This window comes from Catenulispora acidiphila DSM 44928 (assembly GCF_000024025.1).
GTDB lineage: Bacteria > Actinomycetota > Actinomycetes > Streptomycetales > Catenulisporaceae > Catenulispora > Catenulispora acidiphila.
The window spans coordinates 8,739,975-8,752,557 of the sequence record NC_013131.1; the positions used below are offsets into that span (position 1 = coordinate 8,739,975).

Annotated in this window: 11 protein-coding genes and 1 tRNA gene; 4 read left to right on the top strand and 8 right to left on the bottom strand. The window is 70.4% G+C overall.

Annotated features, from left to right (window positions below; genetic code table 11):
• Nucleotides 1-21: 21 nt before the first annotated feature.
• A complete protein-coding gene (locus CACI_RS37260; RefSeq protein WP_015796092.1) occupies nt 22-2,307 on the bottom strand; it encodes a HelD family protein in 2,286 nt (761 codons plus the stop codon).
• Nucleotides 2,308-2,467: 160 nt separating this feature from the next.
• Between CACI_RS37260 and CACI_RS37265 the strand changes: the two genes are divergently transcribed.
• The gene (locus CACI_RS37265) at nt 2,468-4,006 is read left to right on the top strand and encodes a hypothetical protein (RefSeq protein WP_143765546.1); all 1,539 of its coding nucleotides are present in this window, start codon (nt 2,468-2,470) and stop codon (nt 4,004-4,006) included.
• 99 nt (nt 4,007-4,105) lie between these two features.
• Here the strand turns inward: CACI_RS37265 and CACI_RS37270 are convergent, their stop codons facing one another.
• From CACI_RS37270 to CACI_RS37295, 5 genes are all read right to left on the bottom strand, one after another.
• Nucleotides 4,106-5,029, bottom strand: a complete 924-nt coding sequence (locus CACI_RS37270) for an undecaprenyl-diphosphate phosphatase (RefSeq protein WP_041540702.1) — start codon at nt 5,027-5,029, stop codon at nt 4,106-4,108.
• Between the two features lie 343 nt (nt 5,030-5,372).
• Nucleotides 5,373-5,975, bottom strand: coding sequence for a hypothetical protein (locus CACI_RS37275; RefSeq protein ID WP_015796095.1), 603 nt, complete (start codon nt 5,973-5,975; stop codon nt 5,373-5,375).
• Between the two features lie 373 nt (nt 5,976-6,348).
• Nucleotides 6,349-7,818: an FAD-dependent oxidoreductase gene (locus tag CACI_RS37280; RefSeq protein WP_015796096.1), complete on the bottom strand. Its 1,470-nt coding sequence runs from the start codon at nt 7,816-7,818 to the stop codon at nt 6,349-6,351.
• Between the two features lie 121 nt (nt 7,819-7,939).
• On the bottom strand, nt 7,940-9,118 hold the full coding sequence (locus CACI_RS37285; RefSeq protein ID WP_015796097.1) for an AI-2E family transporter: 1,179 nt from the start codon (nt 9,116-9,118) through the stop codon (nt 7,940-7,942).
• A gap of 98 nt (nt 9,119-9,216) precedes the next feature.
• Nucleotides 9,217-9,576, bottom strand: a complete 360-nt coding sequence (locus CACI_RS37295) for a GroES family chaperonin (protein WP_041540705.1) — start codon at nt 9,574-9,576, stop codon at nt 9,217-9,219.
• A 48-nt stretch (nt 9,577-9,624) separates the two neighbouring features.
• Between CACI_RS37295 and bcp the strand changes: the two genes are divergently transcribed.
• From bcp to CACI_RS50605, 3 genes are all read left to right on the top strand, one after another.
• On the top strand, nt 9,625-10,113 hold the full coding sequence (gene bcp / locus CACI_RS37300) for a thioredoxin-dependent thiol peroxidase (protein WP_041543344.1): 489 nt from the start codon (nt 9,625-9,627) through the stop codon (nt 10,111-10,113).
• A 54-nt stretch (nt 10,114-10,167) separates the two neighbouring features.
• Nucleotides 10,168-10,240 (top strand) — tRNA-Leu (locus CACI_RS37305).
• 101 nt (nt 10,241-10,341) lie between these two features.
• Entirely contained in the window at nt 10,342-11,217 is an 876-nt protein-coding gene (locus tag CACI_RS50605) for a DUF4190 domain-containing protein (protein WP_143765547.1), read from the top strand.
• Nucleotides 11,218-11,220: 3 nt separating this feature from the next.
• Here the strand turns inward: CACI_RS50605 and rdgB are convergent, their stop codons facing one another.
• Nucleotides 11,221-11,838, bottom strand: coding sequence for an RdgB/HAM1 family non-canonical purine NTP pyrophosphatase (gene rdgB, locus CACI_RS37315; protein ID WP_015796101.1), 618 nt, complete (start codon nt 11,836-11,838; stop codon nt 11,221-11,223).
• A gap of 99 nt (nt 11,839-11,937) precedes the next feature.
• The gene (locus CACI_RS37320) at nt 11,938-12,519 is read right to left on the bottom strand and encodes a hypothetical protein (RefSeq protein WP_015796102.1); all 582 of its coding nucleotides are present in this window, start codon (nt 12,517-12,519) and stop codon (nt 11,938-11,940) included.
• Nucleotides 12,520-12,583: the final 64 nt, after the last annotated feature.

Here is a 12,583-nt window from a genome sequence, read left to right on the forward strand (position 1 = left end):
CCCACCCACTCTCGATGACGCTTAACCTCCGGCTGTGGTTCCGTCCTGTACCGATACCGAGACTGTGACGAGCAATTGAGTGGCTCGGGTCGCAGTTACATAGTGCGTCCGCGGGCCCATCGGCGACTCCGAGGCGATCTTGTCCGGATCGACCAGCACCACCGCGTCGAACTCCAGCCCCTTGGACTCCAGGGACCCCAGGACCTGCACGCGGTCCGGCAGGTCGGCCACGTCGGGCACCGTGAACGCTCCGAGCCTGGTCATCGGCACGATCACGCCGACCGTGCCCTCGACCTCCCCGGCCAGCCGCCGGGCCGCCGCCCCGGCCGCAGCGGCCAGATCGGCCTCGTCGGCCACCACGAACTCCGGCGGCCGTCCGGTCGAACGGACGGCTCGCGGCAGCGGCGCGTCGGGCAGGAAGCGGTGCAGGAGTGTCGCGGCGTAGTCGGCGATCTCCACCGGGTTCCGGTAGTTGGTGGTCAGCTCGAACTGCCGGCGCTCGCGGGAGGTCCCCAGCGCCAGGTCCATCGAGCGCCGCGCCTCCTCCAGGTCCTCCCAGGAGCTCTGCGCCGCGTCGGCGACCACGGTCCAGGTCGCGTGCCGGCCGCGCCGGGCCAGCATCCGCCACTGCATCGGCGAGAGGTCCTGGGCCTCGTCGACGACGATGTGGCCGAACTCCTCGGGGTCGGGCTCGTCCTGGTAGACGCCGCGCTGCGCCGCGCGGTCGCCGAAGGTCGACAGCTCGCGGAAGCCGCCGGACTCCGGATCGGAGCCGTCGTCGGTCTCCTCGCCGGTCAGCAGGTTCACGCCGTCCACGACGTACGGGTTCGCCGCGGCGAGCGCGCGCGCCGTGCGCGGGCCCTCGCCGAGCAGCGAGTCCAGCTCGTCCAGCAGGGCCACGTCCGAGTACGACAGCCCGGCGCCGGGCTCGCCTTCCTGCCCGACCGCGCGCCAGGACTCGGCCAGCACCGCGGCGTCGCCCGCGCTGAGCACCCCGCGCGAGACCTCGGCCAGGTACGCCGGGTCGCCGAGCGAGCGCAGCACCTCCAGCGGGGTGCGCTGCGGCCACCAGGCGGTCACGAAGTCCGCGAACGGCCGCTCGGAGCGCAGCTCGGACAGGAAGGTGCGCCTGTCGTCCTCGAGCATGTCCGGGTACTCGTCGTAGGGCGAGGCGTCGCCGGCGGCGCGCTTGGCGTCCTGGTAGGCGTTCCAGGCGGCGTCCTGCAGGGCGCGGATGACGTCGGCGCGCACCGCGTTCGGCCGCCGGCTGCCGCCGCGCAGCATCCGCTCGCGCAGGGCGACCAACTGCGGGGCGTCCAGGGAGAAGAACGTGCCCTGGTAGATCAGCCGCACGTCCTTCGGGGCGCCCCAGGGCGCGTCGTTCGCCGCCTTGCGCAGGATCCGCACCATGCGCGGGGAGCCCTTGAGCTTCGCGCGGACGGCGTCCTCGTGCCGGGTGGCCTCGGCGCCGTTCACCACGTCGCCCAGCGAGCGCAGCGCGGCGCCGCCCTCGCCGAGAGAGGGCAGCACCCGTTCGATGTAGTCGGTGAAGCGCCGGTTCGGCCCGACCACCAGCACGCCGCGGCTGCCGAAGCGGCGCCGGTGCTGGAACATCAGCCAGGCGACGCGGTGCAGCGCCACCGCGGTCTTGCCGGTGCCCGGACCGCCGGTCACCACCACGCTCACGTCGGCGGGCGAGCGGATCACCACGTCCTGCTCGCGCTGGATGGTCGCCACGATGTCGCGCATGTGGCCGGTGCGGGTGCGGGCCAGCGCGGCGATGAAGGCGCCGTCGCCGACCACCGGCATTCCGTCGGGGGCGGCGTCCGGGTCGAGCAGGTCGTCCTCGATGTCCAGGACCTTGTCCCCGCGGCAGTGCAGCACGCGGCGGCGCACGACGCCCTGGGGGTCCTCCGGGGCGGCCTGGTAGAACGCGGCGGCGGCCGGCGCGCGCCAGTCCACGACCAGCGGCTCCAGCTCCTCGGTGCGGACCCCGAGCCGGCCGATGCGGTAGGTCTCCAGCTCCTCGCCCGGGGTCTCGGGCCGCAGGTCCAGGCGGCCGAACACCAGTTCGTTGTAGGCGTTCTCCAGGGACCGCTCCCAGATGGCGGCCTCCATGACCTGCACGTCCCGGTCGACCAGCGCCGAGTAGGTCCCGCCCTGCGCCACCTTGTAGCTCTCGCGCACGCGCTTCGCGGCCTGCTCGCGCATCTGCGCCAGGCGGGCGTACGCGGCGTCCACCGCCTGCTGCTCGACCGCGATCTCGCGTTCCTTGACGTGCGCCGAACCGTCCTGCTGAGGTGACACCCCGCGACCTCTCATCGTCTACTGAACCAGCACAACCGCACGATCATCCAAGACCGAGCCCACCCGGGCAAACGCCGTCCGCCGCCGAAGTGTTTGCATTCCGTTTGGAACAGCCGTCTCAGGGTCCTCACAGGCACCGTCCGGTCATATGTTCAGAACCGTGACGGGGACTCTCACTCAGGCGCCCAACCGCAGTACATCGCACCGGGCGACCACCAACGGAACCAGCTTCAGCGATCATCTCACCCACATCCCGCGCGCACCTCGCGGGACCACACCGAACATCCTGCGCGCGGCGACCGCCGCCGCCGGGGTGTTCGCCCTCATCGCGGCCGTGGCGCTCAGCGGCGCCGCTTCGGGGGCCCGAGCCCAGATCAGCACGGTGCGGGCCACGGACGCGCCGAGCGTGCGGGCCACCGACGACTTCCTGTTCCGGCTCCAGGACATGGACGCGCAACTGGTCAACGCGCTGCTCGTGAACGGCGACACCGGAATGCGCGTGCCGCGCGGCGCCAGCGAGGCGCTGTTCGACACCGACCGCAAGGCCGCCGACGGGGACCTGGAGGCCGCGACGGCGGCGCTGTCCGGCGACCAGAGCGCGCTGGAGCAACTGCACACCGTGGCCGACGGCTTCGGCCAGTACCAGGAGCAGTCGGTCCGCACGCTCGCCGACGACGAGCGCGACGGCGGCACCGCCGCCGGCGGCGCGCCGCCCTCGGTGTTCGCCGACTACCTGATCGGGCACGCCCTGCTGTTCGGCGACAACGACGACAGCGGGCTGATGAAGTCCGCCACCGACCTGGAGGCCGCCAGCAAGAACGCCATCTCCGCCTCCGCCTCGTCGGCGAACGACTCGCTGAGCACCGTCCTCGCCGAGTTCGTGATCTTCGGCGCCCTGCTGGTCGGGGGACTCCTCGCGCTGCAGGCGATCCTGTTCCGCCGCTTCCACCGGATGCTGAACCCGGCCCTGGCCGCGGCGACCGCGGTCGCCCTGATCCTCATGATCGCCGGCATCGCCGGTACGGCCGGCGCGGCGGAGGACTTCCACACCGCCAAGTCCGACGCCTTCGACTCGGTGCTGGCGCTCAGCGAGGCCAACGCCACCAGCGCCGGGATCAACTCCGACGAGAGCCGCTGGCTGCTGGCGCAGAATTATCCCGAGCAGCTCAGCGAGTACGAGAACTCGTTCCTTAGGGGCGAGAACAAAATCGCCGACGTGCCGAACGGGAGCAGCGTCACCGACTACGCCGGGTCGCTGGACGGCCAGAAGCTCATCACAGACGTGAACGACGTCGACCAGACGAGCTTGACCCCGAACAGCAGCTTCGGCAAGGAGTTGGCCAACATCACCTTCCCGGGCGAGGCCGACCAGGCGCTGGCCGCGTTTCGCGCCTACTGCGACTACATCAAGGACGACGCGAAGCTGCGCGCGATGCCGTCGGACCCGGCCGGAGGACTGAAGGCCGCGATCAACTTCGACACCAACGCCGATGCCCCCGGCTCCTCGGACCAGGCGTTCACCGCGTACAGCAAGGCGCTCGGGGACGTCATCGCCACCAACGAGGCGCACTTCGAGTCCTCGATGCCGGCCGCGGAGAACGGCATCGGGACCTGGACCTGGCTGCCCTACCTGTTCTCGCTGCTGCTGATCGGACTCACCGTGCTGGGGATGCGGCCTCGGCTTACCGAGTACCGCTGACCTCGTTCGGATCCACCCCTGGTGAGCTCTCGAAACACCTTCGGGCCGCCGCACCGCTTTCCGCGGGCGGCGGCCCGTAGCGTTCTCGGCAGCGACCGCTCAGTGGTGCACCGAGAACCAGACCAGCGACACGATGCCGGCGATCACGCAGTAGACGCCGAACGGCTTCAGATCGCGGTTCTCGAAGTACTTGGTCAGGAAGCGCACCGAGATGTAGGCGGCGATCCCGGCCAGCACCGAGCCGGCGACAGCCGGTCCGAGGATGCTGTGGTTCGCCGGCTTGGCCAGCTCGGGAGCCTTGTACACGCCGGCGGCGAGGATCACCGGGGTGGCCAGCAGGAAGGCGAAGCGCGCCGCGTCCTCGGTCTTCAGGCCGCGGGCGAGCCCGGCGACCATGGTGATGCCGGAGCGGCTGATGCCCGGCAGCAGCGCGAAGGCCTGCGCGCCGCCTATGCCCGCGGCGGACTTCCAGCCCAGCCGGGCCAGCCTGCGGTCGGCGGCGATCTCGGTGGACTCCCCGTGCGTGGCCGGCGTGGTGCCGTCGTCGGCGTGCCGGCCCTTGGAGGAGCTCTTGAGCATGGAGTCGGCGAGGAAGATGACGAAGCCGTTGATGAGCAGGAAGATCGCCGCCGGTATCGGCTTGCCCAGATGCGTGCGCAGCTCCTTGTCCGCCACGATCCCGATCAGCCCGACCGGGATCGTGCCGACCACCAGCAGCCACGCCAGGCGCTGGTCGGCGGTCTCCACGCTGCGGTCCTTGACCGAGGTGAACAGGGCCCTGATGATGCGCACCCAGTCCCGCCAGAAGAACGCCACCAGCGCCAGCGCGGTCGCCACGTGCGCCAACACCAGGAACGCCAGATACGGCGAGTCCTTGGCGGTCATGTCCAGATCGGCCTTCCAGCTTCCGCCGATGAAGGCCGGCAGGATTATCGAGTGGCCGAGGCTGGATATGGGGAACAGCTCGGTGACGCCTTGGACCAGCCCGATGGTGCAGGCTTCGAGATAGTTGAGGCCGGACAACTCGTACCCCTGTCGGAAAATGGATGCAGTCTGCCGGAGAATACGCGGGGCGTCCGGCAGCTCGGGGAAACAGACGGTGAACGTAGGGCAAAGCAGCAGCACACGAGCTCAGGCTGGAGTCCGCGGCGGTCGGCGGGCTCGGCCGGCGGCGGCGCGGACGCCCCGGCACAGCCTACGACACGTTGTAGCAGATGCGCCCGGATCAGTCCTCGCCGGTCTCGCCGACGGGCTAGGTGTTTGTCCTAGGCGGTCGTCCTAGGCGGTCGTCCTAGGCGGTCGTCCTAGGCGGTCGTCCTAGGCGATTGCCCTAGGCGCTCGCCCTACGGAGTCCGCCGGGCATCGGCTACGAAGTCCGCCCGGTGTACCAGCTCTCGAGGTCGCCGGGCTGCACGTGCAGTGCGGCCGCCAGGCGTTCCCGGGAAACGGGTTCGGGCCCGGACACGGCCATGTTCATCACCGCCTGCAGCATCGCGTTCAGCACGCCACGGGCCTTCATCAGCGACTCCAGCGCGTTCTCGTACGCGCCCTGGTCCACCGCGCGGGTCACCATCGGCAGGCCGACGTTCACCAGGCCGTTGATGCGCCCGCGCAGATCGGCGTCGAGTTCGCCGGGGAACAGCGCGCGGCCGTCGGCGTAGACCTCGGCCAGCGCCAGGCCGGACTTGTCGCGGATCATCGCGCGCACGCTGAGGTACGCGCCGTACCGCAGCGCCGGGGCGTGCGCCTCCCCGTTGGGGGCGGTCACGTGCTCGGCGAAGTCCCGCAGGCGCGGGACCATCGCCAGCACGTAGTCCTTCAGGGCGTCCATCCCGTTCAGCGGAGCGGGATCGACAGCGTCCACCGCGGCGGTGGCCCACAGCGTCACACCGACCGCGGCCTCAGCGGCATCGGGATGCGCGGTGAGAACGTCATACTCCACCCGCTCCGGGCGGAACTGTCGCGCCATGCCCCGGAGTCTGGTCGATCAAGGCGAACCCCCGGTGAACATCCGGCGAAGCACGGACGCCCGTGGGAGCAGCAGTAGACGCGTGAGCTGGGGTTTGTCAGTGTGCGAACACCCGTGCACGGTCGCGTACGTGTCAACGCCGGCACGGAGTCGGCGGTGATCCACTGGATCGCCGCCGACGCCCGGCCTTCATATCTCCGCAGGAGTTCTGTCCTCAGCCATGCCTCGTCGCCCCCTCAGGCTTGAGACTCATGTCCTGGCTCGAGACCCAGGCTAGAGCAGGTCACCGCCGATATGCCGAGGTGAAGAGCTCCGAATACCTCACAATGCGTTGTGACACGGAACCACTGTGATCCGCGTCACAACGCGTGCGTCAGCTCTCGACGACGTGCTGGGTGAACCGGTCCCGCGCCTCGGACCACATCTGCTGGTCCCACTGCCCGGTGCCCAGGGCGTCGGCGGCCTCGTAGCCCATCAGCAGCGCGTGGTGGGTGTTGTCCGGGGTGAACAGGCCCAGCCGGCCGAAGGTCGTGACGTGCGGCAGCGACTCGACCCAGCCCTCGAGGTCGGCCAGCGCCTCGCGGTAGCCCTTGTGGTAGATCGGGTACACCTGGCGCATCCGCTTGACCTGCACCCATTCCAGGTTCAGCTGCGGCAGCCCGAGGCGGCGCACCGTCTCCCGGATCAGGTTCGCGAGCTGGTCCTCGTCCGCGGCCCACAGGTCGTCCCCTATGTCGCAGGGGATCTCGAAGCACAGCACGGTGCGCTCGGTCGGGTCGTCCGGGGAGAAGCGGTGGTTCGCCGGCTCGGAGATGCGCGTCACCGGGGTGTCGCCGTCGGGGATGTAGTGCACGTCGCAACCGGTCCAGCGGCCGCCGGCGTGGACGGCGTAGACCAGCAGGATGGCGCGGAAGCGCAGCTTGCCGCTGGCCTCCACCGCCTCGTACGGCGCGCCCGGCGAGGTCAGGCGGGCCAGCAGCGGGACCGGGATGGTCGAGAAGACGTGTCCGGCCCGGATGTCCGTGCCGCCCTCGGCCCAGTGCTGCTCCCCCGACCAGCCGCCGCGTTCGGCGGCCGAGCCGTGGAACTCCGAGCGGGCCAGGCTGACGCTGACGCCCTCGGCGTCGACCGTGAGGTGCTCGGCGGCGGCGCCGAGGCGGATGCGCGCACCGGCCTCCATCGCGGCGTCGGCGAGGGTTTCGCAGAGCTGGCCGAAGCCGCGGCGCGGGTAGAGGTAGGCCAGCGACTCGCTCGCGATCGAGTTGCGGACGCTGCGCACCAGCGCGCCCCACATCGTCTGCGAGCCCGCCTTGCGCCGGGCCTGGTCGATGTCGATGTCGTCGCCGGTGACGCCCCACAGCTTGGCGGCGTAGGGCTCGTAGACCTGCTTGTACATGGTCGGCCCGAAGCCGGCGCGCATCAGCTCCGCGTAGGAGTCGGCGGCGGCGATCTGCTTCTTGCCGCGCCAGGTGGTGGCCAGCGCGTCGAAGGCGGCGCGGGCCATCGGCACGGTCGGCATGGCCTTGGCCAGCTCGCGCGGCTTGAACGGATAGGTGACCCAGCGGTCGCCGACCAGCAGCCGGCCGTTGCGATAGCGGGTCTGCAGGTCCGATCCCATCAGGGATCTGAGATCGGCCAGTATGTTCTCCGGCAGGTCCGGGTTCAGCCGGTGGCTGCCCAGATCCACCCGGAAGCCGGCGACGTCGAACGACGCGGCCATCCCGCCCACGGTCTCGGCCCGCTCCAGCACGTCCACGGACAAGCCGCGGCGCGCCGCGTACCACGCCGCCGCCAGGCCCGCCGGGCCGGCGCCGAGCACGACGAGATCCGCCCTACCGGTCATCGTTGGTATCCATCAGAACGCCCACAGTAGTAGTCCCACCCCATTCCCGGAACGCGCCGCGCGATGCGCGTCTCGGGTCTCACCCGATAGGGGAGATCATGCCGTATCCACGCCTCGACTATCACATCTCGTCGATGCGCGGCAGGAGAACCTCAGTCGCGATGAGCCTGATCGCCACCGCCGCCGGGATCGCCACCAGCGCTCCGACGATACCGAACAGCGCCGCGCCGACCAGGACGGCGAGAATCGTCACCATCGGGTGCACGTCCACCGTACGGCGATTCACCCTAGGGGCGATCAGGTAATCCTCGGCCAGGCGGGCGGCCACGTAGTAGGCGAGCGTGAAGATCGCCACTTTCAGCGAGACGGTCAGCGCCACCAGCGTCACCACCGCGCCGCCGATCGAGGAGCCGACCACCGGCACCAGCCCGAACAGCGCGACCACCAGGCCGAGCGCGGCGGGATAAGGGATCGACCAGGCCATGGCCCAGATCCAGGTGAAGAAGCCGGCGATGGAGGCGATGATCATCTGGCCGATCACGTACTTGCCGACCTGCGCCAGGATGCGGTCGGTGAGCTCGGAGACCCGCGGGCGGCGGCGGACCGGCACCAGGTGGTAGGCGAAGTTCTTGATGCCCGGCATGTTCGCCACGAAGTAGAAGGTCAGCGCGATCCCGGCCAGGGTCCCGGTGAGCAGCGAGAACACCGCCTTGCCGGCGCCCAGGATGCCGTTGAGGTCCAGGGTCCCGGCCTTGTTGGAGTTGATCCAGGACTTGACCTTCTCGATGAGGTGGTACTTGTTCTCCAGCTTGCCCAGGTACGTGGACTTGTTGCGCAGGTCGTTCAGGTACCCGGGGATGGCGTTGATCAGGGAGTTGACCTCGCGGTCGATCGGCGGGAAGATCACCGCCACGAATCCGGCGAACAGCGCCAGCACGCCCATCGCGACCACGAACACCGCCAGGCCGCGGCGCAGGCCGCGGTTCACCAGGCCGGTGACCATCGGGTCCAGCGCGGTCGCGAAGAACACCGCGAGCATCAGGACGGACAGCAGGCTGCCCAGCCCGGAGACCAGATGGACCAGGGCGTAGGCGGTGATGGCGCCGGCGGCGAGCCAGAAGGCGAAGGAGAACCAGCCGGCCGCGGGCATGGCGGACAGCGAGGGCGGATCGTCGGCGGCTCCGGCGCGGATGCCCGGATCCTTCGGCGCGGAGGCGCCCGGAACCCTGCGCTCGCCCGAGGGCTTCGGGGTGCGCCGCGAGGTCGCCTGGTCCGTACCTCCTCGCTGATTACCAGCCATGCCGACGACCTTAGGGGACGCGGGTGGTCTACGGGTAACTCGTCGGCGACGGCGAAATCCCGTGTGGCGCGGGGCGGAGATTCAGAGCTTTCAGAGCCTCACAGATACAGACCGGTTTCGCCCTCGCCCTCGCCGAGCCGCTCGGCGGCCACCGCGTGGACGTCGCGTTCGCGGAGCAGGACGTAATCGGTGCCGCGCACCTCGACCTCCCCGCGGTCGGCGGGGTCGTAGAGCACCCGGTCGCCGACCTGGAGCGTGCGCACGTTCGCGCCGATCGCCACGACTTCGGCCCAGGCCAGGCGGCTGCCGACGCGCGCGGTGGCGGGGATGAGGATGCCCCCGGACGAGCGCCGGTCCCCGGTCTCCGGGTCCTCACGGACCAGCACCCGGTCGTGCAGCATCCGGATCGGAAGCTTCTCTCCTGAACTCACGCTTGTGACGTTATCGCACCAGCGCATGGCCGTCTGCGTGGGGAAGCCCGGGGAACGCGGGTGCCCTCCTCTAGCCTGGAGGGCGTGAGACTCAATCCCGGAGACACCGCCCCCGCATTCACCCTGACCGACGACCACGGCGCGGCCGTGAGCCTGGCCGACTTCGCCGGCCGCAAGGTGATCCTGTACGCGTACCCGGCTGCCATGACCCCGGGGTGCACGAAGCAGGCCTGCGACTTCCGCGACAACATCGCCTCCTTCCAGAAGGAGGGCTTCGCCATCCTGGGCCTGTCCCCCGACAAGCCGGAGAAGCTGGCGAAGTTCCGCGAGCGCGACGCCCTGACCTTCCCGCTGCTGTCCGACCCGGACAAGGCGGTGCTCCAGGAGTACGGCGCCTTCGGCGAGAAGAAGCTGTACGGCAAGACGGTGGTCGGCGTCATCCGGTCCACGTTCGTGCTGGACGTGGACGCCAAGGGCGTCGCGAAGGTGGAGGTGGCGCAGTACGCCGTCAAGGCCACCGGACATGTCGCGAAGTTGCGGCGGGATCTGGGGCTGGACTCCTAAAGCCTGGACTCCTACAGCTTGGACTGCCGGCGCGGCTACGCGATAGCCTGAGGCGGGGCTGTACCCCAATGGTAGAGGGACAGGTTTTAGGTACCTGCAAGTGCGAGTTCGAGTCTCGTCAGCCCCATTTCAAAATCTTGTTCATGTCGGCCGCGCTCCGGCGGCCAGCCGCTAGGCTCCGTCACCGACTGAAGATCGCCGTGACCAAGCCTGGGGGACCGCCGGATCGTGAGCACACCGACGAACGAGCCCAATCTGTTCGGGACGCCGGCTCCGCCTGGACAGGCGCCGCTGCCGGGGCAGTTCGGGGCGGCGGGTACGCCGGGCCAGGGCTATCCGGCGACGCCCGAGCAGAGTTTCCCCACGGAGACCGCGCCGGTGTACGGCGGCGGGCAGCCCGGTGCGGCATTCGCGCCGCCCGGCGGGATGCCGGGACCACAGTTCGCGCCGAACGGAGCACCGGCGGCAGCTGGAGCTCCCGCGTCGGCTCCGCACTACGCGCCGGGCGGGACGCCGGGTCTGGGTCCGCAGTTCGGACCGGGCGGGATGCCGGGTCTTCCGGGACCGGGACCGATGCCGCCGCCTCACGGCTACGGCTATCCGCCGCCGCGCCCGACGGTCACCAGCGCGGTCGCGATCGTCGCGCTGTGCCTGTTCTGGGTACCGCTGGTCGGGCTGGTGCTGAGCATCGTCGGGATGGTGAAGACCGCCCGGGGCAAGGCGCGCGGGCGCGGCGTGGCGATCGCGGCACTGGTGTTGTCCATCCTGGTGACCGCCGGCGCCGGCCTCGTCGGCGCGGCGATCGCTTCGAAGCCCTCGGCGCTGGACGCGGGGTGCACGCGCGGGAAGACGGCCGTCCTCCAGCAGTCGAAGCTGATCGAGGCGGACTCCAAGAAGGGCGACACGGGCGCCGTGCAGTCCGATCTCAACACCCTCATCAACGATCTGGCGAAGGCCGCCACCGAATCGAAGCGCAGCGATGTGCGCGCCACGGTGCAGGCCGTGCACGACGACTACGCCGCGATCGCCGCCGGCGACGGCGACCAGTCCAAACTGGCCACCGACCTGGACCAGATGGACCGCCTCTGCACCATCGGCAAGTAGCCGCTAGCCCTTCAGCAGCGGGACCAGCGCACGGAACGCGCGGCTGCGGTGGCTGATCGCGTCCTTCTCCTCGGCGCTCAGCTCCGCGGTGGTGCGGGTCTCGCCCTCGGGCACGAAGACCGGGTCGTAGCCGAAGCCGCCCTCGCCGCGCGGGGCGCGGACGAGGCGGCCGGTGACGACGCCCTCGACCACGTGCTCGGCGCCGTCCGGCGTGACCAGGGCGGCGGCGCAGGTGAAGTTGGCGCCGAGGGATTCCTCCGGCACGTCGCCGACCTGGTCCAGGACCAGCTGCAGGTTCGCCACGTCGCGGCCGGGACCGGACGGCAGGTCGCCGAAGCGGCCGGACCAGCGCGCGGACAGGATGCCGGGCATGCCGTTCAGCGCGTCCACGCACAGCCCGGAGTCGTCGGCGACGGCGGGCAGCCCGGTGGCGGCGGCGACCGCGCGCGCCTTGATCAGCGCGTTCGCGGCGAAGGTCAGGCCGGTCTCGGGGATGTCCGGGAGCGCCGCGTAGAGCTCGGGCCCGGCGAGTTCGACGTCGGTCAGGCCGGCGGCGAGCAGGATCCGCTGGAGCTCGGTGATCTTCTTGGCGTTGCGGGTGGCGAGGACGATCTGGCGCATGGGCGCCAGTCTAGGGCGCTCAGGGCTAGGACACTCAGAGCTATTAGGGGCACTCGGGGCTAGGGGCACTCAGGGCTAGGGCGCTCAGAGCTAGGGCGCTCAGGGCCGCGAGCAGACGTTGCCCATGATCTGGAAGTCGGTCCCCACCGGGCCCTTGTCCGGGGTCTGGCCCTGCTTGGCCTGGTCGAACATGGTCTGCATGTCGGCGGCCATCTTGGTCATCGCCTGGGCGGCCTCGGGCAGCTTGGTCTGCTGGGCGCCCGCGCGGATCTTCTGCTGGGCGCCGGGGATCGCGGCGACGCCCTGCACCTGGCCCTGCTCTTCGGCGGTCACGTAATCGCTGAAGCCGGCCAGCGCGGTCTTGCAGCCCTGGTCGGTCCACAGCTTGGTGAGCGTCTTGAACGACGAGGCGAGCGCGGAGGGGTCCTGCGAACCCGACCCGCCCGGCGTGGAACCGGTGGCCGGCGTGTTCGGCGTCGGGGAGTCGGTGCTCGCCGACGACGGCGCGCTGGAGCCGGTGGCCGAGCTGTTCGCTCCCGGGCTCGGCGAACCGCCGGTGGCCGGAGACGTCCCGCCGTCGGCACTCGCCCCGATCGTGCCCTGAGAAGCACACGCCGTCAGCGACATTGCGGTCAGTGCCAGCAGTCCCGGTATCACGCTCGCACGCAGCCGCACGTTCATGATCCACCCCCTGTGGAAAGCATCGCCTGGGAAAAGCATTCGGAGCCCCCGCTTGGCGCAAAGG

Excerpts from the sequence above, each read along its gene's own strand:
- CACI_RS37295 (WP_041540705.1), bottom strand. The coding sequence starts at position 9,576 with ATGCGCTGGTGCGATAACGTCACAAGCGTGAGTTCAGGAGAGAAGCTT.
- CACI_RS37285 (WP_015796097.1), bottom strand. The coding sequence starts at position 9,118 with ATGGCTGGTAATCAGCGAGGAGGTACGGACCAGGCGACCTCGCGGCGC.
- rdgB (WP_015796101.1), bottom strand. The coding sequence starts at position 11,838 with ATGCGCCAGATCGTCCTCGCCACCCGCAACGCCAAGAAGATCACCGAG.
- CACI_RS37280 (WP_015796096.1), bottom strand. The coding sequence starts at position 7,818 with ATGACCGGTAGGGCGGATCTCGTCGTGCTCGGCGCCGGCCCGGCGGGC.
- CACI_RS37275 (WP_015796095.1), bottom strand. The coding sequence starts at position 5,975 with ATGGCGCGACAGTTCCGCCCGGAGCGGGTGGAGTATGACGTTCTCACC.
- CACI_RS37320 (WP_015796102.1), bottom strand. The coding sequence starts at position 12,519 with ATGAACGTGCGGCTGCGTGCGAGCGTGATACCGGGACTGCTGGCACTG.